15 protein-coding genes are annotated in these 14,622 nt (G+C 37.9%); 14 read left to right on the top strand and 1 reads right to left on the bottom strand.

Going from position 1 to position 14,622, the window contains the following annotated elements:
- The first annotated feature begins 6 nt into the window (after positions 1–6).
- The 7 genes from PHO67_03935 to PHO67_03965 all read left to right on the top strand — a co-directional run bounded on the left by PHO67_03935 (position 7) and on the right by PHO67_03965 (position 7,441).
- Entirely contained in the window at positions 7–1,206 is a 1,200-nt protein-coding gene (locus tag PHO67_03935; protein MDD5546295.1) for a prepilin-type N-terminal cleavage/methylation domain-containing protein, read from the top strand.
- Positions 1,207–1,225: 19 nt separating this feature from the next.
- The gene (locus PHO67_03940; protein ID MDD5546296.1) at positions 1,226–1,822 is read left to right on the top strand and encodes a hypothetical protein; all 597 of its coding nucleotides are present in this window, start codon (positions 1,226–1,228) and stop codon (positions 1,820–1,822) included.
- Between the two features lie 45 nt (positions 1,823–1,867).
- The gene (locus PHO67_03945; GenBank protein MDD5546297.1) at positions 1,868–3,481 is read left to right on the top strand and encodes a glycosyltransferase family 39 protein; all 1,614 of its coding nucleotides are present in this window, start codon (positions 1,868–1,870) and stop codon (positions 3,479–3,481) included.
- 752 nt (positions 3,482–4,233) lie between these two features.
- Positions 4,234–5,310, top strand: a complete 1,077-nt coding sequence (locus PHO67_03950; GenBank protein MDD5546298.1) for a HigA family addiction module antitoxin — start codon at positions 4,234–4,236, stop codon at positions 5,308–5,310.
- A gap of 12 nt (positions 5,311–5,322) precedes the next feature.
- Positions 5,323–6,090 carry a hypothetical protein gene (locus tag PHO67_03955; GenBank protein MDD5546299.1) on the top strand — a complete coding sequence of 256 codons (768 nt, stop codon included), beginning with the start codon at positions 5,323–5,325 and terminating at the stop codon, positions 6,088–6,090.
- A gap of 294 nt (positions 6,091–6,384) precedes the next feature.
- A complete protein-coding gene (locus tag PHO67_03960) occupies positions 6,385–6,540 on the top strand; it encodes a hypothetical protein (protein ID MDD5546300.1) in 156 nt (51 codons plus the stop codon).
- A complete protein-coding gene (locus PHO67_03965) occupies positions 6,530–7,441 on the top strand; it encodes a hypothetical protein (protein MDD5546301.1) in 912 nt (303 codons plus the stop codon). Before PHO67_03960 ends, PHO67_03965 begins: the two co-directional genes overlap by 11 nt.
- Before the next feature lie 13 nt (positions 7,442–7,454).
- Here the strand turns inward: PHO67_03965 and PHO67_03970 are convergent, their stop codons facing one another.
- Positions 7,455–7,673 (bottom strand): helix-turn-helix transcriptional regulator, encoded by a 219-nt coding sequence (locus PHO67_03970; GenBank protein ID MDD5546302.1) that lies wholly within the window; start codon positions 7,671–7,673, stop codon positions 7,455–7,457.
- Positions 7,674–7,725: 52 nt separating this feature from the next.
- Here PHO67_03970 and PHO67_03975 point away from each other — a divergent pair, with 52 nt between their 5' ends.
- The 7 genes from PHO67_03975 (at position 7,726) to PHO67_04005 (ending at position 14,460) form a co-directional block, all read left to right on the top strand.
- Positions 7,726–8,376, top strand: coding sequence for a hypothetical protein (locus PHO67_03975; protein ID MDD5546303.1), 651 nt, complete (start codon positions 7,726–7,728; stop codon positions 8,374–8,376).
- A 91-nt stretch (positions 8,377–8,467) separates the two neighbouring features.
- Positions 8,468–9,259 carry a hypothetical protein gene (locus PHO67_03980; protein ID MDD5546304.1) on the top strand — a complete coding sequence of 264 codons (792 nt, stop codon included), beginning with the start codon at positions 8,468–8,470 and terminating at the stop codon, positions 9,257–9,259.
- Positions 9,260–9,401: 142 nt separating this feature from the next.
- Positions 9,402–10,121 (top strand): hypothetical protein, encoded by a 720-nt coding sequence (locus PHO67_03985; GenBank protein MDD5546305.1) that lies wholly within the window; start codon positions 9,402–9,404, stop codon positions 10,119–10,121.
- 74 nt (positions 10,122–10,195) lie between these two features.
- Positions 10,196–10,915, top strand: a complete 720-nt coding sequence (locus PHO67_03990; GenBank protein ID MDD5546306.1) for a hypothetical protein — start codon at positions 10,196–10,198, stop codon at positions 10,913–10,915.
- A gap of 581 nt (positions 10,916–11,496) precedes the next feature.
- Entirely contained in the window at positions 11,497–12,573 is a 1,077-nt protein-coding gene (locus tag PHO67_03995) for a tyrosine-type recombinase/integrase (protein MDD5546307.1), read from the top strand.
- A gap of 262 nt (positions 12,574–12,835) precedes the next feature.
- Complete coding sequence (locus PHO67_04000) at positions 12,836–13,555, top strand: hypothetical protein (GenBank protein ID MDD5546308.1); 720 nt, start codon at positions 12,836–12,838, stop codon at positions 13,553–13,555.
- Between the two features lie 110 nt (positions 13,556–13,665).
- Positions 13,666–14,460 carry a hypothetical protein gene (locus PHO67_04005; protein MDD5546309.1) on the top strand — a complete coding sequence of 265 codons (795 nt, stop codon included), beginning with the start codon at positions 13,666–13,668 and terminating at the stop codon, positions 14,458–14,460.
- Positions 14,461–14,622: the final 162 nt, after the last annotated feature.

Consider the following 14,622-nt stretch of genomic DNA (forward strand, 5'->3'; position numbering starts at 1 on the left):
AGAGTTATGCGATATAATAGGTCCGGGATAAGGGCGTTTACCCTAGTCGAGATATTGATCGCGCTCGCGGTAGTAGGGGTCCTTTTTGGCCTTATATTCGCCTTCTACAGGTCCGCCATAGACAGGTCCAAGTATGTTGGGGCCGTCGCCACGGTAGATTCTATCAGTAAGGCCGAAGAGATAAGCCAGATGAATACCGGCGAGTATGTGGCTGCCGCCGACACGCAAGAGGTAAACGAAAAACTCGGGCTGGATATAGAATCGAAAGAATATAATTTTAAGGTTATCGGGGTAACGAACGATAATTTCATCGTCCTGGCGGAAAAGATACTAGATGATATCAATAGCGGAGACCTTTCTTCGGATCAGGCCGTAATAGCCAGGGATAAAACCGGGCCGATCCCTCCGGAATCGGTCGATACCCAAGGAGATGAAACCTCTCCCGGAGAAAATAGTCCCCCCGGCGGTGATTCTCCCGGCGGCGGTAGTCCGGGCGGCGGGGCTCCTTCGGGCGAAAGCAGCCCGGTTAGCACCCCGGGCGGGGGCGGAAGCCCTACCGGCGGCGGGATCCGGACGATAAGGCCGCGCCAAAGCACCCTCAGCGCCGACATATTAAATTTACTGGACGGCACTATCTCAGGACAGTGGGCGCTCGACCTTATCGCTAACAATAGCATAAAAGTAGTCTATGTCGACATTAATGATTACGGCCTTTCGGGCGCTTTGGCTTTTTGGGGAGGCACAAGAGATGGTTATATAGTCGTCGACAGGCATAACGTATTCGTAACAGGCAACACGATATTCGTAAACGAGAACCTTCCCGCGCTTGGGTATCCCGATACCGCCATAGCTTCCATAATCACGCATGAAGCTACTCATGCCGATTACGATTATCATCCCCAGGCATGGATAGACGCGACTAAACTCGCGCATCCGGAATTGACGGATAGCGACATCCATATAACCAAGTATCCGGGAGATTCCATAGACCAGGAATACCAGGCTTTTAATAACGCCACGACCACCTGGAGGGAAATAAGGGGAGCCGATAGAAATACCGAAATGGATGATTGGATCACGCTCCAGGATACGCCTCCTCCGCCTATAGATATAGGGCCGGAAGCGGCCATGAAAGCTGAGATCAGGACCAGGTATCCGACCAATCCGCCGATACCGATAGGATCGGGCGGGTTGCCGGAATATTGATATTATCGGAGCAGACCATATGAAAAAATCGGCAGTAACGGTTTTTATTTTATTATTAGGAGCGGCCTATATGGTTACTTGTAGCGGTTGTTCCGGAGCGGGCAAATATAAAAAATATTCCAGCACAGACCCGGAGCTTAATTTAACGATGTACTATATCCCGGGTTGGGAGTTCAGCGAAACGCGCGGCGCCCATAACAGCTATGTTGATGTCTATTTTGGCGAACCGTGGGACAAGGTAAGGGCAAAGACGCGCAGGGCATCCATCGAAGTCGTCTCTTTCCAGGTGCCGAAGACCGGGACGCCGGATATCTCGGCCCTTGCCGAGGGGATTGCCGCCGGTAAATTAAGATTGAATGACGGTAAATTGCTCGGAAAGGCGAAGATAAAACTTCCGGCGGGAGAGGCGATGGACCTTTCTTTTTCCTTTAAGGCCCCGGACAGGCTCTATAACACAAGCTCTAAACTGTTGACTGTAAAAGAAAGGGTCGTGATCTTAAAGAACGGCGACAGCCTTTATACCGTCAAATACCAGAACAGGGAAGAGGCTTTTGACAAATATAGCAAAGATTTCAACAATATAGTAAGGTCGATAAGGTTTAAAGTGAAAAGGTAATATTTTGCCGTCGCATTTCAACCGGTTCCCTCCCGAATATTAGAGATGACTGATAAAATAAATATTCTTATACTTATAGCATGCTGTCTATTCTTGTATTTTATCGGAAGCGCCTCCATTAATCTTACCGATCCGGACGAGGTCTTCTACACCGGTACGGCAAAAGAGATGCTCGCTAACAAAAGCCTTCTTACGCCGCTTATCTTCGGAAAACCCCAGTTCGAGAAACCCCCGTTATTTTATTGGATGCTGATGGGTTCCTTCAAGGCCTTCGGCATCAATACATTCGCGGCGCGGCTTGTCCCTGCCCTGGTCGGGCTGATAGGAGTCATGGGGACTTATTTTTTCATGAGGAAGATATCCGGCGCCCAGGTCTCTTTTTACGCGGCCCTGTTCCTGTCGGCCGCGTTTTTGTATTTCGGGCTTTCAAAGACGGTGATCACCGATATCGCCTTTTCGGTCTTTACGGCATTCGCCCTTTACTCCTTTTATATCTGGTACAGGTCCAGGAAAGACCCTTATGTAGCCCTTTTTATGATAACCCTCTCCCTGGCCGTATTGACAAAAGGTCCGCTCGCCGTAGTCCTTGTTTTCGCCGCCATAATCCCGTTCCTCTTTTTGGCCAAGGGAGCCAAGGCCTTGCCGGCATTCTTACTGAACAGGTACTGGCTCATATTCCTGGCGCTCGGATGCGGCTGGTTTGTTTATGCCGTCGCAAAATACGGGAATGAGTTTGTCGGGGAATTTTTTGTGCGCGATAACTGGCACAGGATAATCTATGCAGAACACCGGAGTTCCGACAGATGGTATTTCTATCCGGCCGTCGTAATAGGGGGCATGGCCCCGTGGACGGCTTACCTCTTATTCCTGGGAAAGGGCTTTAAGGAGCATAGGGACGAATACCTCTTCTTTATCTCATGGATCGTCTCGACCTTTTTGATATTAACCTGCGCGCATTCTAAATTAGCCAGTTATATACTTCCGCTCTTCCCCGCGCTTTGTTGCGCCCTTGCCATTTCCGTGAATTCACTGTCCGGCAGGCCGAAGTCGCTTATCGCCGCGGGAGCCGTTAATATCCTTTTTGGGGCGGCAGGATTGATAGCGTCGCCGTTTATCGCGAAAGAATATCCGGACCTGGCAAAACCGTTTTTTTTGAGCCTTTTCCTACTTTTTATTTTCATGACGGCAGGAGGGGTATCGCTGATAAAAGGCAGGATAAAGCAGGCGGTATTTTTGAATATCGCGGCGCTCGCGGCTTTTCTGCTCGCGGGGGTATCTTCGGTCCCGGCTAAACTTGAAACAGCTTTTAGCGATCACGGCCTTCCTGAAATCGTGAGGAAGCACGGGTATGAAGGAAAGCCGATAGTTTGCAGCAAGATGTATGTGAGAGGGGTATATTTTTATACCGGAAACCCGGTCCTGGTCTTGAATATGGGCGGGAAAAAACCTTTTTGGAGCGACCATCCCTTAGATGTATTGAGCACGGAAGCGGAGGCGGTGACTTTTTTCAGGGATAAGGATAAAGTACTGTGTGTCTTGACTGAAGAAGGCCTGGAGAAGATAAACGGGTTTTTCGGAAGCGGCAGGAGGAACGCGGTGATATCGAGCAATTTAGACAGGGTGGTCGTCCTAAGCGAAAAAATCTCCCCGTTAAAATAGGTTTTATTTCCGCCGGAAATCAGGTATAATTGTCTTCCGGCAATATAAGATCCGAAGTTTCTGCCCCGTTGGGTAATGGTAGCCCACAAGATTCTGGAACTGATGTAGATACTTGCAAAAACCGTCTCAAACCGCTATAACCCCTTAATCCAAATCACATTAGCCAAATCCGCGATTTTAATCAATTTTATCAAATTTTAGTCATTTTTAATCTAAAACAGTCATTTTATAGACATCGACCCGGGAGTAGGATTTAGCATTTTAATTTATTTATCATCGTGGCCGCTCCACCGTACTTATCTCTGACTCTTGCCTGTAAATTAATCAAACCTAATTTTGTTCTTGACAAACGTTTTTAATTAGGTTAAAATTATTAACAGAAAGGGTTAAGAATTTTTTGACATATATCATAGATGGATGTATACTTTGTTAACAGCAAATTGGGAAAGATTTTTAATAGCGAGAGGAATTTGCGAAAAAAATATGGCCCAATTTCAGACAAGATTAAACAAAGGCTAGCCGAGCTTAGGGCGGCTAGTACCTTATCGGAAGTATCTCAGTATCCGCCCGCCAGATGTCACGAGCTAAAAGAAAACCACAAAGGACAATTCGCAGTTAATGTTAGTGAAAATAAAAGATTGATATTCGTACCCCATAACCACCCTACTCCTCTCAAAGTTGATGGTGGCATAGATTTAACTAAGGTTACTGAGATTTGTATCATAGACGTACTGAATTACCACCAAACTTAAATGTATAACACAAAAAAATATAAATTTAATCCTGATTATGCTGTTGCTCCCGGGGAGACGGTATTAGAATACCTCAATCATCTAGGGATGACTCAAGCAGAATTGTCTACTAGAACGGGCAGACCATTAAAAACAATTAATGAGATTATAAAAGGGAAACAAGCCATAACACCGGAAACTGCGCTGCAATTCGAAAGAGCGCTTGGAATGACTGCTAGCTTCTGGAATAATCTCGAAAAAAATTATCGTGAAGTATTAGTTGGCAATAGAGAAACTCGACTTCTAGGAAATCATCTTGAATGGCTTAATAAAATACCAGTTAATGGCATGATAGCCAATGAATGGATAAAGAAATGTGACAACCCTGTTTATCAATTGCAGGAAGTTTTATCTTTTTTTGGAGTTGCAAGCCCAAGAGAATTATCTGCAAACTGTTCTCAGGTTGTTTATAGACAATCCAAAAAATTAAGAGGTGACCCTTGGGCAATTTGCGCATGGTTAAGAGAAGGGGAGTTAGTAGCTCAAGCCATAACTTGCGATGCTTATGATAGTGCGAAATTCCGTGCCGCTTTAAATACAATAAGAGGAATGACGGTAGAACCTATTTCTGATGTTTTGGTTAAATGGCAAAGTCTTTGCGCTGAATGCGGAATCGCTCTAGTTCTTGTGAAGGAACTCCCAAATTTAAAAGTTAATGGCGCTACTCGTTGGATATCAAAAGACAAAGCCGTTATTCAGCTTTCATTGTTATATAAGTTTGCCGATATATTTTGGTTTACTTTTTTTCATGAAGCAGGCCATATATTATTGCATGGCAAAAAAGAAGTCTTTATTGAAAGCCATGGTAAAGAAAACAATAATGAAAAAGAAGCAGATGAATTTGCAGAAAATATTCTGATACCAAAACGTGAATATAGTACATTTATTAATGCAGATAGTTTTACTTATGAAGATATTATAAAATTTTCTAAAAAAATTGATATTTCCCCAGGAATTATACTTGGTCGTTTGCAATTTGAAAAGAGAGTACCTTACAATAGTTTTAGTAGTTTAAAACAAAGATTTTGCTGGAAGTGAGAGGGAAATACTATGACGATAGTAGAGATAGCTGATAAAATTGCAAACAATGCATGGTATGGAGTAATTTTTATAGCAGGTTTAGTAACAAAGTATGTTTTTGATTTATACAAAAACAAGATATCTAAACTACAGTACTCTATTAACAAATCTCTTCTTGGGGCATCAAACCAGGATAATTACTTAGGGAACGTCCAAGTTCTGTATAATGGTAAACCCGTAGAAAATCTTTATCTGTGCAATATCAATCTCGTTAATACGTCTAATAAAGATTTTAAAGATATTGAGATAACTGTATGGAGTGACATTGATAGTATTATTCTTGTTTCGAATGCTCTCAAAGCAAAAAGCATATATGCTCTGTCATTAACCCAAGCGTATGTAGAGCAAAGTAAGACTATAACAGACCAAAATGTAAAATTAATTAATTCAAGGCGCCCTTATTTAATTCCTGTTTTGAATAGGGATGACAGTATCACTTTTTCGTGTCTTGTAACAAATCCAAATAAAGCCGAACCAAATATATACTTAAATTGCGACTTTCCTGGATTAAAGATAGAGCCAACTTTTACAAAGCCAAAGTTATTTTGGAGGGAAAATCAGGATACCGCGGCTCTGTACGGACTGCTTATTACCGCCATTATTTCAATATTTGTGACGCATTATTTACAATCTAAAGCTATCATTGCTTTGATTATATTTATACTTGCCGCATTTTTGTTAATCCCAGGTGTTATAGTACTGAAAATATTAAAAAGAATTAGAAAATTGATAAGGTAGATTAAGATACGGTGCCCTCGTCTAAATCATATTGGATTCTGGATCCACGAAATATAGCTTAACCGTCTGTATTCCAAGTGGTTATATCAAAATAGTGCTTAATTTTTATAGTATTTTGTCTGGAAATTATGAGTAGAGCTGTCTGGAGCACCGTCTGGGCGCTGTCTGAGACTTATGAGAGCGATTGTCAGCACGCTATGAGGCACTTATTAGAGACATGCAAGAAAAGTAAGGCTCTCATTATTTTGTTAATATGCCCGGTCGTTAAGCACAAAAGTATGGTATTCAATCATAATGAGCAAGAAAAGCCAAATTGATAAATGGTCTAAACTTTATGGTAGGCCAATAACCGAGGAAGAATACAGGCAGATTTGCGATGATTTAAGTAGATATTTCAAAACATTGCATAAATGGAATAAACAAAACGAAAGTAAGTTAAATGCCGGATAAAGCCATGTATTCAAATTATGTTCTCGCTTTAATTGATGTTTTAGGGCAAAAAGAACTTTTCCAAGGTTTCGACGATAGTTTCTTAACTGTTGTTGATGACCCCAGATTAGTAGCAATTCATAAAAATACAGTTATGGCGGTTGAGGAATTACGTGGAATTTTAGAAGGTTTTCTTAAGACTTTCACTGAAAACGGGGTAAGCGAAGAAGTAATTTCTAGGATACCACCTGATAAAGTAGACCAGTTCAGAGAAATGAGGAAGACCGAAGTAATAACTTATCGGTTTTCTGATTGTATACTTGCATACTCATCATTACAGAAAACAAAATATTGCTCCCCGGCAATGAATAGCGTTTATGGTATATTAATGGCATGCGGGATAATGATGACTCTATCACTAGCTAGAAAAAAAGTATTTAGAGCCGCGGTAGATATTGGATTGGGGACGCTACTATCTAATGGAGAAGTATATGGCCCCGTTTCTTATAAGGTTTATAAAATGGAAAGTTCAATAGCCCAATATCCGCGGATAGTAATAGGAGATAATCTTCATGCATATCTGACATCTTTATCACATGAGACAAAACAGTTTGAAGGCCAAACCGCAGAAGACATTAAATTATGTAAAGAAGAAGCTGGCATTTGCCTAAAAATGATTGTTCGAGACTTAGATGGCTATCCAATACTTGATTATTTAGGTGATACATTTAAAAACTGTTTAGGCGACGGCTATAATCATCCCGACGGCAGTATTAAAGAAGAAGAAATATTGAATAAAGCCATGTATTTTATAAGGGAAGAATATGATAAAAAAAGGAAAATGAAAGATAGCAAACTAGCATTACGATATTTCTTACTTCTTAATTATTTTAAAGCTAGAATACCCAAAAAGAACATTTAATCAGGACGGTTAATTAAAGGAAATAGTTTATATTTTTCCTGTAAATTTTAGCAAATTCTTTTAATTGTATTAAATCCACTCTTCGCTGTCCAGCCTCTATTTTAGAAACATATGATTGTGTTCTGCCGAGTAGTTTTGCAACGTCTTCTTGTTTAAGCTTTCTCGATTTACGAGCTTCTATAAGCTTTTTAACGAGAATTTTATGACCTTCACTATAGATTGTCTTGTCCATACCCCATCCGTATTTACCTTGACTGGTTACCTACCCTATGATATATTCCAAAATGAAATATGCCAAAATGGAATATAGTCAATTTGGCATTAAGGAGGATAAATTAGTGAAAAAGTGTCCTTATTGCGCTGAAGATATTCAAGAAGAAGCGATAAAATGCAGGTATTGCGGAGAGTATCTAAATAAAGAAAAAAGTAAAAATATTGGTAGCCTCAAAGAATATGTAGTTTATGTTAAAGAATATGAAATGGGCGAAAGCGGCGGGCATCAAAATTTTGGAATTAAAGGTGACGTTCGTTGCTCGAAGTGCGATAAGGAGCTGTCTAAAGAGGACGCTGAGGTATTTCAAAATAAATATTGGTGCAGTGAGCACTATTTAGAGGAAGTCCGCGGACTAGGCGGAGGCATGGCTTTTGGAGCCGTTGGAGCAGTGTATGCAAATAATGAAAAAGATGCACTAGTTTTAGCGAAGAAAGAATATCCAAATGATTCTTATGGAGAGATTACCGTTAAGGAATCAACCGAAATTGGCAGGTATTCATGTCCAAAATGCGAATGTAAATATACTATTTGTAATAAAGAAATAGGTTGTTTCTTTTGGTTATTAGGGATATTTACTCTTGGATTAGCGTTAATACTGATGTGGCCGTTCTTGCCTTATAAATGTCATTGCAGAGCTTGTAAATACGATTGGAAAGCATAGCTTCCCGCCTCTAGCGTTTAAATTACCAAATAATTTAATTAAAGAAAGTATTATCGTTGAACTCCATTTAAGCAAGTAGTATTATTTAGCTATGATAAAGCACAGAGATAAAGAGGTCAAAGGCGTAAAAAGATACAGCAGGGAGCCTCGAAATATGAGGATTTTTTGGTCTAGATTCTGGATGTATCAATGTCTTATTCGAACCCCAGAGTATCGTAGAGCTTATTGTAAACTGAAAAAAATATTCATTGAAAAAGAAAAGTCGAAATTTGCAGAATATATCAAGCAAGAATTTAATCTTTCACGCATAATTAATCCATACAATAATGCCAAGAATAACGTTGATGATAAGGCGTTGAATGTGTCGGCTTTCAGAAATGGTTCATTGAGGAGCATGCGGAAGGATGAATTCAAACTGCCCGATTTTGTAAAGTTATCTAGCCGGGATGAAGATATACTGCAAGAACTTAAAGCAATCATAAAAGATGCCAAAAAGAAATCGGGTTATGATAGGTCTAGGCGCGATATAAAATTGAAATTTATGAAAGATTATCTCAAGGTATGGGACATGAAGGAAGATGGTTTAAGCACTTGGGAAATAGCTATTAAGAGGAATCCGCATCTATCAAAAGCAAAAATCGGCGATGAATATGCAAAGATAAATAAAGAGGAATATGAAAAATATGATAGTTACTGTAATGAACTAATAGATAAATTGGGCATAGATAGCGAAATAGCAGAAAAAATGATAAACAAGAAATTTCCAAAATTAGTTAGCGATCCTAAAGCAAGTAAATTGAAGTCAGAAATGAAGAAAATTCGTGAACAATACGCTATGGCTGCCAGATTAATTGAGGGAGGGATGTGGCGTTATATTAAATGACACGTAATTGGTAATACCAGTTACGTAGTTATACAAAAATTAAAATCTTATATATAATGTGCCAAAATCTAACTCTAGAACCGTTCTAGAGCGACACGATTTTGGCTTTTTTATGTACATTATTTACAAAGGAAAAATGAAAATGAATACAGCGAAGCTACGGAATATTAAAGATTGCATAAAAATCTGTCTCGAAAAGGGGGCTAAAAATGAGAATGAATTTATATCAATGCGCTACAGCATTATTTGCGAGTTGAAAAAGGCAGGCTTGGGTCAATATGAAATTGAAGAAATTATGATAGGCTGGTGCAAGAAGAATTATAAAGATTTATCTTATGTAGAATTTAAAAAACAAATCGTAGAATGCATCGAAATAATTTTTAAAAAGGATGCTAAAGCTGGTTGCGGATATATATCAGAGAATATCTTTTGTGTAGACGGGTGCAAATACATGAGAACTAATCGGAGGAAGGGCAGCATAAAATTATCTGGAGAAAAATTTTGTACTGAGGATGAAATAGAGAAATGTTTGAAAAAATACGCTAAATGCCTCCATCCAATGGAATGTGCAAGAGTATACAAAATTATGGATACCAGAAGAGTTGAATTGGGGCTATTAAGAGAAGAAGCTTTTAATATGTCTTACGGGGATATAGCAGATAAACTTTGGGTAACCGATGTCTCAACTGCAAATCCGAAGCAAGTGCATAGATTTGTCAACGAACTTATTGATAGCAAACTTTTAGAAATGGTCACTATTAATGGAAAAAATAATTTTCATAGTCAAGCAAGAAGATACAAGCTGAAAACTCCAGAAGACATTTATAGTAATAAATTGTTTAACCTGCTTAATGAGCACTAATAGTTAAACTAAAATGAAAGGCAGATAACTGCAAATAATTATACAATGCATATCGAAAAAAAGGAGGTTAATCAATGAATATGAATACACTAAAAGATGTCAGAGATTGCGTGATGAAAAGTCTTAATGACGGTGTTTCAGATTTGCATGAATTTAGAATCATGCGGTACGGAATTATTTGTGAATTGAAAAGGATAGGATGCGGAAAAGACAGAATCGAAGAAATTATGAAACGCTGGAATGAAAAAAACTATAAAAAATTATCATTTAAAGATTTTAGAGAGCAAGTCAAAGTGTTTATTGATTGGGTATTCAAAAAAGATGCAAAAGTGGGATGTAATTATTTTACTGAAAATATGTGCTGTATAGCCGGGTGCAGGTATAAAGAGAATAAGATTAAAGAAGACAACAAGAAATTATCCGAAGAGGTTGTTTATACCCAAAGCGAAATAGAGAAATTCTTGACAGAATATGACGAATGCAAACATTCAAGAGAATGTTCAATAGTTTATAAAATAATGGACAACAAAAGAGTTGCTCTGGGTTTATTAAGAAAACAAATACTTTATATGTCATTTGAAGAAATGGCAAAAATGCTTTGGGAGAATGGGTATTCAACTGCAAAGCCTATGAATGCGTGTAGATTTGTAAGAGAATTAGTTGACAGCGGACTCTTAGAAATAGTCGAAAGAGGAAAAAAGGGCAATTTTCATAGTCTAGCTAACGGCTACAATCTGAAAACTCCAGAAGATGTTTACAATAAAGACTTGTTTGAGTACTCTGACGGACTATAACTTCATAAGACTAATTCATCTTGATAGGCAGGCATAATCATATATATGTATAACAAATATAAGGAGCTATAAAATGAGAAAAAAGAACTTACTCTTTGGCGTTAATTCCAAATGCAGACAATGCACCAAGGAATGTAAAAAATATGAGCAACAAACTGTTGTTTTGTGCAAATACTTCGATTCGGTTACGGCTAAAAAGAAAAGGCTGTAACCTGCAAGCACAGAAAAGCGTGGAAATTGACGATTCCAGACATGTTTTTCAGAAACCGTACTCATGCTATGAATAATCGCAAAAACGCTCTGGACAGACAATGGAGACTTAAAACAAGTCATTATTAGACATGGACAGCAGACTTTTGGGGATAGATGAATTATCGCAGTACTTGGGAATAGCGAAAGGCACTCTCTACGTTTGGGTGTGTCACAGGGAGATACCCTACCTAAAAGTCGGTAGATTAGTAAAGTTTGATTTACCAGAGATACAAGGCTGGCTCAAGAAGAGAAGAGTAAAGGAATTGCCTTGACCTGGCACTTTGGATGCACTACCATCCAAGAAAGAGCAAAAATAACAGGGGAAACGCATGGGAGTATACGAAAAGAACGGAAACTGGTATATACGCTACTACATTGGTGACAAAAACGTAAGAAGAAAAGTAGGCCCAACCAAGGGTCTAGCTGAAATTGCGCTTAAAAAGATAAAAGTTGCGATGGCCGAGGGCAAATATTTAGATATAAAGAGAGAACAGAAGATTAAGTTTGAAGAATTCGCTGATGAATATATAAAGACACACTCAAAAACAAACAACAAATCTTGGGAACAAACCGACCTTCATACTGTTAAGTGCTTAAAAGCATTCTTCGCTGGTAAGTATCTAAGCGAAATAACTCCTCAGATGGTGGAGCAATTTAAAGCAAAAAGAGTAACAGAAGTAAAGCCGGCTACTACCAACAGGGCGCTGGCGTTACTGAAGTCTATTTTCAATAAAGCTACAGCATGGAATAAGTTTGATGGTCGAAATCCAGTTAAAGGAATTAAATTTTATAAAGAACACCCAAGACTTCGTTTTTTGGAAAGGGAAGACATTACTAAATTAATAGACAATAATACCGAACCTTTAAAATCAATAGTCATAATCGCTCTAAATACTGGAATGAGAAGAGGAGAGATATTTAATCTTAAATGGCATGACATAGATTTTGAGAGAGGGATAATTAGTTTATACCAAACAAAGAACGGGGAACAAAGAAAAGTCCCAATGAATGAGCAAGTCAAACAGACTATTATTGCGGTAAGAAAGACGCCGGATAGTCCTTACATATTCTGCAATAAAGACAAAAGACCATACTGCGATATAAGAAAATCATTTTTTACAGCATGCGATAAATGCGGTATAACTGATTTTCATTTTCATGATTTAAGACATACTTTTGCTTCTCAATTGGTAATGTCGGGTATCGATTTAAATACAGTCAGAGAGCTGTTGGGGCATAAAACCATTGAGATGACGTTGCGGTATGCTCACCTTTCGCCGGACTTCAAGAAACGAGCAGTTGACATCCTAGGAAGGAAAATAGGCATTCTTCCAATGCCCGTTCAAAAAGAAGCGGAAAAGACAGAAGTTTTTAAAATTGCAACTACGGCATTTATTCAAGAATAATAAATGACAAATAAACTTCTTTAATCTTCTCCCTACACAGAGCAAAAGGATTATACTAAAAGTAATGGCGTGAACGAGGCTCGGGCGGGGTAGTGCAAAACCCGTAAAAAGCAAATTCTCGTATTAATCCATTGCGGGAAAATTGAGAAATCCAAAACCCCTTTTTCGTGTTTGAAATACACATTTTAAGCATTATAATGTAAACAGAGCGATACAATAACCCATAAAAGGCAATTTTGTATATCATATATTTAGGTATAAAATGAAAATAACGAGAAAAGCTAATAGGTTAGATAGCTTTGATGAGTTACTTTCTTTTGCTGAGAAAAATACACTAACTAAGTCGCAAAGAGTATTAACAAAATTACAAAAAAAACTGTTTTCTCGAAAATCGCAAAAAAACTTAACCCATCTCTTAACGTACCTTATGCTAAAAAGTAATTTAAAAAGTGTGCAAATTATAAAAATGCTTATCAAGAAAAAGCACTTTGATGAAGCAATGGCGTTAATAAGGATGATTATTGAACGATGCGCCCTCGCATTATATAGTTTAGAAAATAACCTTAAAGTAGAATCCATTGAGAAATTGAATGGGGCAAAAGTTATTGGACATTTGAAAAGAAAATTTGCTGATGTTGGGAAATTCTATGGCTATTTTTCTGAAATAGCACATTCTAAACCTGACCCTTCTATCCATTTTTGGATTCTTAGTCTTCAAGAAAATAAAAAAAACAGCGATAACGATAATGAAAAATTCAAAGAAATGATAATAATTCTGAGATGTCTATTGTTTTTTGCTACTGAAATCAATTTCACTATAATTAAATTTTTGGCAAAAGATTACCTTAATGTAAAATCTTATTGGGAACTGGATAAAGATAATTCGTGGAATTATAATCCCCACCATAAAAGTGGGTCAAAATTAATATCTGAAGATTTATTAGATTTATATTCTCATTACGTGCGTACAGTCGAAACCTAACATTTCACTCAAACGGATTATCACAGCATCCCGTTTTTAAAAGGCCAACCGTTGAGTCAAAATGTTATATAGGAAAAGTAGAAAAGTAAATTCAACAAGGAAAACAAGCGTTGCTAGAGAAAATATATCCCCCTTGGAGTAAAATTTGTGACCGCTATGATAACTTACATAATGAATTAAAGCTAAGAAATCCCGAAGACTTTCATAGAAAAGAAGAAGCTTTAATTTGGGAACAGTTTGCTTTTGAACTAATAGTTACTATCCTTTTACACGAGAATATAAAATTCCATACTAGTGCTGATGACGTTCAACCGAAAGTGAAAACACTTGATGGAAAAACAGTAGAAATAGATTTTCAAGTTATTATTGAAGACAAGCCTATTTATTTTGGCGTAACACATTTTCACAGTAGGCAAGTAGACCTTGGGAAAAATTTGAAGGAATTAAATATTCCCGTAACTAAACTTGACACGCATAAAGAGGGAACCGTCGAGGGAGTCATTACTGCAGGAAGAGATTCAAACGATTATCTTAATAGAAGAATGGTGGCGAGAGTTTCCAAGGAAGGAAAAAACTCTTTATTAAATGACTATATTTATATTTTTGTCCCAAAGGTTGATGTGGGTTTTGGAGGTGGAATAGACGCAATGCCTACAAATTTTAATTTTTCCTCTTCCTCTAATTATGAATATAAACAAAATAATATTTCAGGAATAGTGTTAATAGGACAATGTATTGAAATAAATGGAAAAAGTTCAAAGATAAACGAGGACAAAATGGTATTAAAAACATTAGCCTTAAATTGTCGCTCGTTGGTAGCAAAAAAGTTATTAGAATTATTAAATGAACTTCGGTTAGATATGACCGAGCGAAACAAACAGTTGAGAAAATCATTAAATTCATAACAAGACAATAAAAATATGAAAAGGATGATTAGCAATAGCTTGAATGACAGAGTTGGGTCTTTACAGCATGCAGTAAATCAGGTATAATTACTCCCTACTTCATCATTCTTTAAATAAAAGAAGTATATCGGATAGACGAACAGACACTTTTTAGACACTTTG

The organism is Candidatus Omnitrophota bacterium, from assembly GCA_028716565.1.
Taxonomy (GTDB): domain Bacteria; phylum Omnitrophota; class Gorgyraeia; order Pluralincolimonadales; family Pluralincolimonadaceae; genus Pluralincolimonas.

Excerpts from the sequence above, each read along its gene's own strand:
- PHO67_03950 (MDD5546298.1), top strand. The coding sequence starts at position 4,234 with ATGTATAACACAAAAAAATATAAATTTAATCCTGATTATGCTGTTGCT.
- PHO67_03935 (MDD5546295.1), top strand. The coding sequence starts at position 7 with ATGCGATATAATAGGTCCGGGATAAGGGCGTTTACCCTAGTCGAGATA.
- PHO67_04000 (MDD5546308.1), top strand. The coding sequence starts at position 12,836 with ATGAAAATAACGAGAAAAGCTAATAGGTTAGATAGCTTTGATGAGTTA.
- PHO67_03940 (MDD5546296.1), top strand. The coding sequence starts at position 1,226 with ATGAAAAAATCGGCAGTAACGGTTTTTATTTTATTATTAGGAGCGGCC.
- PHO67_03980 (MDD5546304.1), top strand. The coding sequence starts at position 8,468 with ATGATAAAGCACAGAGATAAAGAGGTCAAAGGCGTAAAAAGATACAGC.
- PHO67_03995 (MDD5546307.1), top strand. The coding sequence starts at position 11,497 with ATGGGAGTATACGAAAAGAACGGAAACTGGTATATACGCTACTACATT.
- PHO67_03960 (MDD5546300.1), top strand. The coding sequence starts at position 6,385 with ATGAGCAAGAAAAGCCAAATTGATAAATGGTCTAAACTTTATGGTAGG.
- PHO67_03955 (MDD5546299.1), top strand. The coding sequence starts at position 5,323 with ATGACGATAGTAGAGATAGCTGATAAAATTGCAAACAATGCATGGTAT.
- PHO67_03990 (MDD5546306.1), top strand. The coding sequence starts at position 10,196 with ATGAATATGAATACACTAAAAGATGTCAGAGATTGCGTGATGAAAAGT.
- PHO67_03945 (MDD5546297.1), top strand. The coding sequence starts at position 1,868 with ATGACTGATAAAATAAATATTCTTATACTTATAGCATGCTGTCTATTC.
- PHO67_03975 (MDD5546303.1), top strand. The coding sequence starts at position 7,726 with ATGAAATATGCCAAAATGGAATATAGTCAATTTGGCATTAAGGAGGAT.
- PHO67_03970 (MDD5546302.1), bottom strand. The coding sequence starts at position 7,673 with ATGGACAAGACAATCTATAGTGAAGGTCATAAAATTCTCGTTAAAAAG.
- PHO67_03965 (MDD5546301.1), top strand. The coding sequence starts at position 6,530 with ATGCCGGATAAAGCCATGTATTCAAATTATGTTCTCGCTTTAATTGAT.
- PHO67_03985 (MDD5546305.1), top strand. The coding sequence starts at position 9,402 with ATGAATACAGCGAAGCTACGGAATATTAAAGATTGCATAAAAATCTGT.